The following is an 8,267-nucleotide window of genomic DNA, read 5'->3' on the forward strand; positions in this document are numbered from 1 at the left end:
GGGGTGGCGGGCACGGCGGTGGCGGGGGCGGGGGCGGGTGCGGGTGCGGGTGCGGCAGGCGCATCAAATTCGAAGCTGAACTGGTTCATGCACGAAGCCTACCCCACTCGCTGCGGCAGCGCAGCGGCGACAGCGCGCACGGACCCGTGCGCCTAACATGGGCGCTCTTTTTCACCCACCCTTCACAAGGCACTGCCATGGCTTCTTCCCCTTCTCCCAAGGTCGCACTGGTCACCGGCGCCGGCAGCGGCATTGGCCGCGCCGTGGCGCTCGGTCTGCTGCAGGACGGCTACCACGTCGTGCTCACCGGGCGCCGGCCCGAGCCACTGGCGGCCGTGGTGGCCACCGCGCAAGCCGCCGGCCAGCACGCCCTGGCCCTGCCGGCCGACGTGCGCGACGAGCACAGCGTGCAAGCCCTGTTCGACAGCATCGAGAAGCGCTTTGGCCGGCTGGACGTGCTCTTCAACAACGCGGGCGTGAACGCGCCCGCCGTGTCGATGGACGAGCTGCCGGTGGAGCGCTGGAAGGACGTGATCGACACCAACGTGACGGGCGTGTTTCTCTGCGCGCGGGCGGCCTTCGCGCTGATGCGCCGGCAGAACCCCAAGGGCGGTCGCATCATCAACAACGGCTCGATCTCGGCCCACGCGCCGCGCCCGTTCAGCTGCCCCTACACCGCCAGCAAACACGCCGTGCTCGGGCTCACCAAGACCATCGCGCTCGACGGGCGTGAGCACGACATTGCCTGTGGCCAGATCGACATCGGCAACGCGCTCACCGAGCTGTCGGCGCGCATGACGCAGGGCGTGCGCCAGGCCAACGGCACCATGGCCACCGAACCCATGATGGACGTGCAGCATGTGGCCGAAGCCGTGCGCTACATGGCGGGCCTGCCGCTGTCGACCAACGTGCTCAACATGACGGTGATGGCCAGCAAGATGCCCTTCGTGGGCCGGGGCTGAGGGCAGCGCCGCCAGGCGGCCGCTCAGCCTTCGTCGTCATCGGCCAGCAAGGCGCGCCAGATCAGCGCGCCCAGGGCCGCGCCCACCAGCGGCGCCAGCCAGAACAGCCACAGCTGCTCCAGCGCGATGGAGGGGCCAAACAGCGCGGGGCCGGTGCTGCGCGCCGGGTTCACCGAGGTGTTGGTCACCGGGATCGAGATGAGGTGGATCAGCGTGAGGCACAGGCCGATGGCCAGGCCACCAAAGCCGCCGGCGGCCCGGCGGGCAGTGGCACCCAGGATGACGAGCAGGAATACCGCCGTGAGCACCACTTCGATGGTGAGCGCGGCCATGAGGCCATAACCGCCAGGCGAGTGCGCGCCGTAGCCGTTGGTGGCGAAGCCACCCACCTCGGCCCCTGGCTTGCCCGTAGCCACCAAGTACAGCACCCCGGCAGCGGCCACCGCGCCCAGCACCTGCGCGATCACGTAGCCGGGCAATTCAGCGGCCCGAAAGCGCCCGCCGATGGCCAGCCCGAGCGACACCGCGGGATTGAAGTGCCCGCCAGAAATCGGCCCGAACGCATAGGCACCGGTGAGCACCGTCAGCCCGAAGGCCAGCGACACGCCAGTGAAGCCGATGCCGAGCTGCGGGAAGGCGGCGGCCAGCACCGCGCTGCCGCAGCCGCCGAACGTGAGCCAGAACGTGCCGAGGAATTCGGCGGACCACTTTTTGAGGTTGCTGTGTGCCATGCACGCGCCTTTCGAGTCGAGAGGCACGGGAAGATACGCAGGCGCCGCAACCGCCGCAAGCGAATTAACGTTGGCTTGACATTCCGCTGTCTGCAGCCAGGTTGCCGCCCAGCACCTTCCACAGCGCCACGCGGTTGGCCTGCTCCGCCTGCCGCAGGGCGATCAGCGCTTGTTGGGCCGCGTACAGGCTGCGCTGCGCATCGAGCACCGTGAGGTAGTTGTCCACGCCCGCGCTGAAGCGCGCGTCCGACAGCTGGAAGGCGCGCGCGTTGGCGTCCACCACGGCCTGCTGCGCGGCCAGGCGGTCCTGCCACTGGGCGCGCTCGGCCAGCGCGTCGGACGCCTCGCGGAACGCGGTCTGGATGGCTTTTTCGTATTGCGCCACCGCGATGTCGCGGTTGGCCTGTGCCACGTCCACCGCCGCGCGGGCGCTGCCGCCATCAAAGATGGGCCAGCGGATCTGCGGCACGAAGCTCCAGGTGCCGTTGCCGCTGCCAAAGAGGCTGTCCAGCTCGCGGCTGCCGGTGCCGATGCTGGTGCTCAGGCTGATGGTGGGAAACAGCGCAGCGCGCGCAGCGGCCACGTTGGCGGAAAGCGCCTGCAGGTTGAACTCCGAGGCGCGCACATCGGGTCGCGAGAGCAGCAGGCTCGAAGGCAGCTCGGCCGGCAGCACCAGCAGGGCCGCTGGCGCGGTGGCGTCGTTGCGCAGGGTGTCGGCGGTCGGCAGCCACTCGGTGTTCAGGCCGCTGCCCACCAGCGCTTCGAGGGCGTTGCGGTCTTTGGCGACCTGCGCGGTGAAGGCCGCGACGTCGCCGCGCGCGGTTTCTACAGTGATGCGGTTCTGCGCCAGCACCAGGCCCGAGGTGCCACCGAGTTGCTGGATGCGCTCGGTGAGCTGGTACGCCTTCTCGCGGCTGGTGAGGGTGTCGCGCGCCAGCGTGAGCCGGGCCTGGTTGGCCGCGAGGTTCAGCCAAGCGTTGGTCACGTCGGCCACCAGCGTGATAAGCACGTTGCGCTGGTTCTCTTCGGACTGCAGGAACTGCTGCAGCGCCGCCTCGTTGAGGTTGCGCACGCGGCCCCACAGGTCCAGCTCGAAGCTGGTGACGGCCAGCTGCGCAGTGTACTGGGTGGTGATGACCGGCCGGCCGGTGCTGGAGAGGTCCGCGGCGGTGCGGGTGCGGCTGCCCTGCGCGGTGGCGGCCACGGTGGGCAGCTGTGCCGCGCTGGTGATGCCGTACTGCGCGCGGGCGCGCTCGATGTTGGCCAGGGCCACGCGCAGGTCACGGTTGTGGGTGAGCGCCTGCGCGATCGACTGGCGCAGCCCCGGGTGCTGCACCCAGGTCACGCGCTGCGTGGTCTGCAGCGCAACCGGGCTGGCTTCGACCACCGCAAGCGGCTGGCCCAGCGTGGGGGCCACCACGCCCTGCACATCGGGCTTGGCGGCAGGCATCTGCGCGCAGGCCGACAACACAACAGCCACCGCGCCCACAAGCACGGCCCGCTGGAAGGGAGCATTCGCTCGGAACATCAGGCGTCTCCTTGGGGCGACAGCGGGGCCACGGGTGCGGGCGGCGTTTTCTTGTTCTGCCGGCGCTGGACCCAGCTGCGCACCAGCAGGAAGAACACGGGCACGAAGAACAGGCCGAGCAAGGTGGAGAGCACGGTACCGCCGAGCACGGCGGTGCCGATGGCCTGGCGGCTGGCCGCGCCCGGGCCGGTGCCCAGGGCGAGCGGCAACACGCCAAAACCAAAGGCCAGCGAGGTCATGAGAATGGGGCGCAGCCGGCGGCGCACCGCTTCCAGCGTGGCGTCAAACACGCTCTTGCCCTGCTCCATGAGCTGCACTGCAAACTCCACGATCAGGATGGCGTTCTTCGACGCGAGCCCCACCGTGGTGAGCAGGCCCACCTGGAAGTACACGTCGTTGGACATGCCCCGCAAGTACGTGGCCAGCAAGGCGCCGACCACCCCCAGCGGCACGGCCAGGATCACCGAGAACGGCACGCTCCAGCTCTCGTACAGCGCGGCCAGGCACAGGAACACAAAGAGGATGGAAATGGCGTAGAGCAGCGGCGCCTGCGCGCCCGACTGCCGCTCCTGCAGCGACGCGCCGGTCCACTCGTAGCCAATGCCCACCGGCATCTGGGCCATGATGGCCTCGACCGCGCGCATGGCATCGCCCGAGCTCACGCCCGCGCCGGTGCTGGCCACCATTTCCATGGCGGGTGAGCCGTTGTAGCGCAGCAGCTGGGGCGCGCTGCTTGTCCAGGTGGTGGAGGTGAAGGCTGCGAGCGGCACCATCTCCCCGTTGCGGTTGCGCACCGTCCACTGCCCGATGTCCTGCGGCAGCATGCGGTAGGGCGCGTCGCCCTGCACATAGACGCGCTTGACGCGCCCGTTGTGCACGAAGTCGTTCACGTAGGCGCCGCCCACCGCGCTGGAGAGCACGTTGTTGATGTCGTTGGTGGACACGCCCAGCGCAGCGGCCTTGCGGTCGTCGATCACCACCTTCAGCTCGGATGTGACGTCGAAGTCGGTGGTGCGCATGTTGGCCAGCTCGGGCCGTTCGCTGGCGAGCTGGATCACGCGGTCCTTGGCGGCGCGCAGCGCGTCGTTGCCCAGGCCGTTGATGTCCTTGAGCATGAAGTTCACGCCAGCGTCCGAGCCCAGGCCGCGCACGGCCGGCGGCAGGGACACGAAGATGCGCGCCGCGCGGATGCGGGAGAGGTCGCGCGTGGCCTTGCGGGCAATGAACTCGGCGCTCTGCTCGGCGTTGGGGCGGTCGTCCCACGGCTTGAGGCGCACGAAGATCGTGCCCGCGCTCTGGTTGCCGCTGTTGCCCGCGAGCGAGTTCACGCGCAGCACATCGGGCTGGGCCGTGAAGTAGCGGGTGATGTCCTGCAGCACCACTTCGAGCTGCGCGTCCGACGAGCCGGCGGGCAGCGTCACGCTGGCGGTGATGAAGCCCTGGTCCTCCACCGGCAGGAAGGAGGTGGGCAGCTTCTGGAACAGCAGCACCACGCCGCCGATGAGCAGCGCGAACACCAGCATCACGCGCTTGCTGCGCACCAGCAGCTGGCCCACCACGCCCTGGTAGCGCGTGGCATTGCGGTCAAAGCCCTTGTTGAAGCCCTGGAAGAAGCGGTCGAACCAGCCCAGCAGGCCCTTGCGCGGCTCGCCGTGCAGGTGGTTGGTGGGCTTGAGCAGCGTGGCACACAGCGCGGGCGTGAGCGTGAGCGCCACCAGCACCGAGAACGCCATGGCCGACACAATCGCCACCGAGAACTGCCGGTAGATCACGCCCACCGAGCCCGAGAAAAACGCCATGGGAATGAACACGGCAGAGAGCGTGAGGCCAATGCCCACCAGCGCCGGCGTGATTTCCGCCATCGACTTGATGGTGGCCTCCTTCGCGGGCAGGCCCTCCTGGTGCATCACGCGCTCCACGTTTTCCACCACCACGATCGCGTCGTCCACCAGCAGGCCAATGGCCAGCACCATGGCAAACATGGTGAGCATGTTGATGGAATAGCCCAGCGCCGACAGCACCCCGAAGGTGCCCAGCAGCACCACCGGCACGGCAATGGCCGGGATGAGCGTGGCGCGCAGGTTCTGCAGGAACACATACATCACGATCACCACCAGCAGCATCGCCTCCACCAGCGTGATGGCCACTTCCTTGATGGACGCGCGCACATAAGGCGTGGTGTCCGAGCTGATGACGCCGGTGATGCCATCCGGGAAAAAGGGCGCGAGCTCGGCCATCTTGGCGTTGACGGCGTTGGCCACGGCCATGGCGTTGGCGCCATCGGCCAGCACCACGCCCAGGCCCGCGCCGGGGCGGTTGTTCAGGCGCGATTTCACGGTGAGGTTGTCCGCGTCCAGCTCCACGCGGGCCACGTCGCCCATGGTGACGAGCGAGCCGTCCGCCGCTGCCTTGAGCACGATGGCTTCAAACTCTTCCACCGTCTTGAGCTTGGTGCGCGCCGTGATGGTGGCGTTGAGCATCTGGTCCTTCACCGCCGGCAGCGCACCGAGCTGGCCGGCCGACACCTGGGCGTTCTGCGAGTTCAGCGCCGAGATGAGGTCCGAGGGCATGAGCGCGAACTGCTCCAGCTTGCCCGGGTCCATCCAGATGCGCATGGCGTAGCTGGTGCCGAACACCGTCACGTCACCCACGCCGTCGATGCGCGAGATCACGTCCACCACGTTGCTGGTGATGTAGTCGCCAATGGCCACCTGCGTGACCGTGGGGTCGGGCGAGGTGAAGACATAGGTCATCAGGTTGTCCTGACCACCCTTGTTCACGAACACGCCGCGGCTCTTCACGGCTTCAGGCAGGCGGTTCAGGGCGGTCTGCAGCTTGTTCTGCACCTGCACCTGGGCCACGTCGATGTTGGTGCCCGGCGCAAAGGTGAGCTGGGTGCGCGAGCGGCCGGCGGAGTCGCTGGTCGAGCTCATGTAGAGCACGTTGTCGATGCCCTTGAGCTGCTGTTCGATCACCTGCGTGACCGAGTCGGCCACGGTTTCGGCGGAGGCACCGGTGTAGGTGGTGTTGATCGACACGCGCGGTGGTGCGATGTCGGGGTACTGCTCCAGCGGCAGTGTGAAGATCGACATCGCCCCGGCGAGCATGACCACGATGGACAGCACCCAGGCGAAGACGGGACGGTGAATGAAGAAATAGGCCATGTTGCAGCGTGTGGTGTCCGGTGGGCTCGATGGGTGTCAGGGTCAGCCGGGGTCGAGGTGTGGCCCTGCAACCGCGCTCAGGGCTTGGGTGGGGCGTTGCCGGCCGGGGGCTTCTGCCCGCCTGCACCTGAACCGGGTGCACCACCCGGCGCCGCACCCGCAGCGGGCTGCACCTCGACCACGCGGTTGCCTTCCATGCGCATGGCCACGGGCGTGACGACCTGGCCCACGCGCGCTTTCTGGAAGCCCTCGACCATCACCCGCTCACCGGGCTTGAGGCCATCGAGCACCAGCCAGCGCGAGCCCAGGGCCTGGCCCAGCTGCACGGGCCGCTTCTCGATCTTGTTGTCCGCATTGAGGATCTGCACGCTGGGCTTGCCCGCAGGGTCGCGCTGCAGCGCCTGCTGCGGCACGACGATCGCGTCGCTCGCTTCGCCGGTGGCCAGGCGCGCGCGCACGTACATGCCGGGCATGAGCAGGCGGTCGGGGTTGGGGAACACCGCGCGCAGCGTGATGGCACCCGTGGTCTGGCTCACGGTGGCGCCGGTGAACTGCAGCTTGCCCGCGTGCGGGTAAGCGCTGCCGTCTTCCAGCGCGAGCCGCACCTGGGCGCCGCTGGCCTCCACCTTGCCAAACGCCCCCGCCTGCCACTGGCGCCGCAGCTCCAGCAACTCCGAGCTGGACTGCGTGATATCCACGTACATCGGGTCGAGCTGGCTGATGGTGGTGAGCGCCTGCGCCTGGTTGGCGGTGACGAGCGAACCGGGCAGCACCACCGAGAGGTCGGTCTGCCCGCTGATGGGCGCGAGGATGCGGCTGTATTGCAGGTTGATGCGGGCGTTTTCCAGCGCGGCCTGCGCCACGGCCACATCGGCCGCCGACTGCGCCACCTGCGCCTGGCTTTCGTCAAACACCTGGCGGCTGATCGCGTCGATCTTCACCAGCTCGGCGTTGCGCTCTGCATTGGTGCGCGCCGTCTGTGCGGTGGCCCTTGCCTTGGCCAGCGCGGCTTCTGCGCTCTTGGCAGCGGCCTCCAGCGAGCGGGCGTCAATCTGGTACAGCGGCTGGCCGGCCTTGACCATGCCGCCCTCGGTGAACAGGCGCTTCTGCAGGATGCCCGAGACCTGGGGTCGCACCTCGGCGCTCTGCGAAGCCCGGGTGCGCCCGGGCAGTTGCGTGTCCAGCCCCTGCGTCTGCGGCACCACCGTGAGGAAGCCCACCGGTGGTGGTGGCGGCTTGGCGGCGGGCGGCTTTTCGCCACCGCAAGCGGCCAGCGCGAGCGCAACAACGAGCGCAGACCCGGCCAGCAGCCGTCTGGGAACATCGGAAGAGGCGGAGATCAGGGGCATGGGATGAACAGGCTTGGGTGGGCGCGCACGGGGGCGCGCATGTGGGGCGGGCTTTCCGCCGCCCGCTATTGTGCGCATGCGAACATATTGGTGATGTCAGCGGATTGAGAGGCCCCGGAAATACCTAAGTTCCGAGACAAACCGCATCATTTTGCGCTGGCATTGCGCCGCGCCGCCACTTCGCTCAGGGCATAAGCCGGCAGCGCCAGGGCCAGCGGCAGCAGGTAGTAGGCCGCGCGGTAGGCCAGCACAGCCGCCAGCACCTCGGTGGCATTCACCCGCCCGCTCAGGGTGGCCACGAACACCGCCTCCAGCACGCCCAGGCCGGCGGGCACGTGCGTGATGACCCCGGCCACCGCCGCCATGAGCAGGGCGCCCAGCACCGTGGGGTAATCGACCCGCCCGGCGAACAGCACCCAGACGATGGCGCCCATGAGGCACCAGCTGGCACCCCCCATGAGCGCCTGTATCACCGCGAGCCGGCCATCGGGGAGTGCCAGCGCATGCGTGCGCCAGCGCAGCGTGCGCGGGGG

5 protein-coding genes and 1 pseudogene are annotated in these 8,267 nt (G+C 68.8%); 1 reads left to right on the forward strand and 5 read right to left on the reverse strand.

Annotated features, from left to right (window positions below; genetic code table 11):
- The first annotated feature begins 197 nt into the window (after positions 1 to 197).
- On the forward strand, positions 198 to 962 hold the full coding sequence (locus KXJ60_RS02245; protein ID WP_291123782.1) for an SDR family oxidoreductase: 765 nt from the start codon (positions 198 to 200) through the stop codon (positions 960 to 962).
- Between the two features lie 23 nt (positions 963 to 985).
- Here KXJ60_RS02245 and aqpZ read toward each other — a convergent pair whose 3' ends face one another.
- The 5 genes and pseudogenes from aqpZ to KXJ60_RS02270 form a co-directional block, all read right to left on the reverse strand.
- Complete coding sequence (gene aqpZ / locus KXJ60_RS02250) at positions 986 to 1,693, reverse strand: aquaporin Z (RefSeq protein WP_291123783.1); 708 nt, start codon at positions 1,691 to 1,693, stop codon at positions 986 to 988.
- A 64-nt stretch (positions 1,694 to 1,757) separates the two neighbouring features.
- On the reverse strand, positions 1,758 to 3,221 hold the full coding sequence (locus KXJ60_RS02255) for an efflux transporter outer membrane subunit (protein WP_291123784.1): 1,464 nt from the start codon (positions 3,219 to 3,221) through the stop codon (positions 1,758 to 1,760).
- Positions 3,221 to 6,385 (reverse strand): efflux RND transporter permease subunit, encoded by a 3,165-nt coding sequence (locus KXJ60_RS02260; protein ID WP_291123785.1) that lies wholly within the window; start codon positions 6,383 to 6,385, stop codon positions 3,221 to 3,223. The genes KXJ60_RS02255 and KXJ60_RS02260 overlap by 1 nt, the downstream gene beginning before the upstream one ends.
- 77 nt (positions 6,386 to 6,462) lie before the next feature.
- Positions 6,463 to 7,734 carry an efflux RND transporter periplasmic adaptor subunit gene (locus KXJ60_RS02265; RefSeq protein WP_291123786.1) on the reverse strand — a complete coding sequence of 424 codons (1,272 nt, stop codon included), beginning with the start codon at positions 7,732 to 7,734 and terminating at the stop codon, positions 6,463 to 6,465.
- Positions 7,735 to 7,880: 146 nt separating this feature from the next.
- A pseudogene (locus KXJ60_RS02270) lies at positions 7,881 to 8,267 on the reverse strand (UPF0104 family protein); the annotation flags it as partial.

This window comes from Hydrogenophaga sp. (genome assembly GCF_019264445.1).
Taxonomy (GTDB): domain Bacteria; phylum Pseudomonadota; class Gammaproteobacteria; order Burkholderiales; family Burkholderiaceae_C; genus Hydrogenophaga.

Excerpts from the sequence above, each read along its gene's own strand:
- KXJ60_RS02245 (WP_291123782.1), top strand. The coding sequence starts at position 198 with ATGGCTTCTTCCCCTTCTCCCAAGGTCGCACTGGTCACCGGCGCCGGC.
- aqpZ (WP_291123783.1), bottom strand. The coding sequence starts at position 1,693 with ATGGCACACAGCAACCTCAAAAAGTGGTCCGCCGAATTCCTCGGCACG.
- KXJ60_RS02255 (WP_291123784.1), bottom strand. The coding sequence starts at position 3,221 with ATGTTCCGAGCGAATGCTCCCTTCCAGCGGGCCGTGCTTGTGGGCGCG.
- KXJ60_RS02260 (WP_291123785.1), bottom strand. The coding sequence starts at position 6,385 with ATGGCCTATTTCTTCATTCACCGTCCCGTCTTCGCCTGGGTGCTGTCC.
- KXJ60_RS02265 (WP_291123786.1), bottom strand. The coding sequence starts at position 7,734 with ATGCCCCTGATCTCCGCCTCTTCCGATGTTCCCAGACGGCTGCTGGCC.